This is a genomic window from uncultured Campylobacter sp. (genome assembly GCF_937949835.1).
Lineage (GTDB): Bacteria > Campylobacterota > Campylobacteria > Campylobacterales > Campylobacteraceae > Campylobacter_B.
This window is the reverse complement of the sequence record NZ_CALEDC010000424.1, coordinates 1-1466: the sequence shown is the minus strand read 5'-3', so window position 1 is coordinate 1466 and position 1466 is coordinate 1. Positions and strand designations below refer to the sequence as shown.

1 protein-coding gene is annotated in these 1466 nt (G+C 45.4%); it reads left to right on the top strand.

What is annotated here, in order from left to right:
* The first annotated feature begins 280 nt into the window (after positions 1 to 280).
* The gene (locus Q0256_RS09470; RefSeq protein WP_297962475.1) at positions 281 to 1309 is read left to right on the top strand and encodes a DUF3137 domain-containing protein; all 1029 of its coding nucleotides are present in this window, start codon (positions 281 to 283) and stop codon (positions 1307 to 1309) included.
* The last annotated feature ends 157 nt before the right edge of the window (positions 1310 to 1466 follow it).

Sequence of the window (1466 nt, the reverse complement as noted above, 5' to 3'; positions counted from 1 at the left end):
CATAATTTACGGCGTTTATTTCGCGAAATTTTACGCTGTCGCGCAGTGAAATTTTATAGCGAAATTTAAATCGCGTCCATAAAATTTTATCTCTCTTACGGCACGGAATTTTTAAAATTTCGCGCCGCTTAAATTTATACCGGAATTCCGTCTTTGCTCCATTTAACAATCTGCCACTAAAATTTAATCGCAAATTTATCCAAGTCTAAATTTTAAAATTTCGCCGCCGTTCGTAAAGCCCGCAAGCGTCATAATCCATCTTAAATTTAAAAGGGGCAAAATGAGCGCGAGCGAGCTGGAGAAGATCAGACTGGGGCTTTTGTATAAGGCGAAAAGAAATACGATCTTCGCGGCGGCGTGCATGCTCTTTTACGGCGCGTTTTTGTTATACAAGCTACGCGACGGAGGAGAGATGGCAGATTTGTTGCCGCTTATCGGATTATTCGCGGTTGTTCTTATAGTAGCCGTTTTGTGCGATGAAAGCTCCATAAAAGCTAAGATAATCTACGCTGCCTGCCTTTTTGCTATGAGCCTATTTCTAAACGATTTACAAAATCGCCCCACGATTTCCAAATATATCTTACTCGCGATTATAATTTTGATCTTGGCTGCTTATAGCTTATTTGTATTATTTAGAGTGCTTAAACGAGCTTATTCGATAAAATTTCGGCGCGCTTTTAAAGAGCATTATCTAATGCCTTATTTCAAGGCGTTCGGCTATCGATACGATATTGAAGGCAGTATCGATCCCGCCAAGCTTAAGCTCTCCGGGCTCTTTTTTCGACTAGATAAATTCAAAGGCGGTAACGACAGGGTCTCGGGCGTTTATGACGGCGTGAGTTTTGCCTTTTGCGACGTGAGCTTATTTAATAGATTTTCGGAAAGCGAAATCCTCGGCACCTTTTTCTACGCGGAATTTAACAAACGCATAAGCGCCAAAACCCTGATTTTTCCCGCTCGCGCCGGCGCGCCGAACACAGGCGGGCTAAAAAAGATCGATATGGACGATGCGGAGTTTAACGCCGCCTTCGCCGTGTATTGCGAGGACGCGGCGGGCGCGATGTATATTCTAACGCCCGCCTTTATGCGGAGGCTCTTGCGCTTCGCAGGTGCCGTAGCCGCGCCCGTTAGCCTTAGCTTCGCAGATAGCAAAATTTATATTTTCGTAAATACGGGGCGCGACAATTTCGAGCCCGACATAGACGAAAGCGTGTTGCGCCGCGACCCTGCCGCACTAATTAAGCGCGAGCTTTCGCACTTTTTAGCGATCGTAAAAAACCTAAAACTAAACGAAAGAATTTGGAGCTAGCGGGCGGCTAGCCGCAGCTTTGTGTGTCACAGCCTCGCGCACTATAGCTTCACGCTCCGTGCTGCGACCTCACGCGCCGTAAAATTTGAAATTTTAAAATTCCGCTTTTTGATTTCGTGCTTTGAAATTTTAAGGCGCGTAAAATCCCGCGCGTTTT

Bases quoted from the DNA above. Each gene is read 5' to 3' on its own strand.
- Q0256_RS09470 (WP_297962475.1), top strand. From the start codon at position 281: ATGAGCGCGAGCGAGCTGGAGAAGATCAGACTGGGGCTTTTGTATAAG.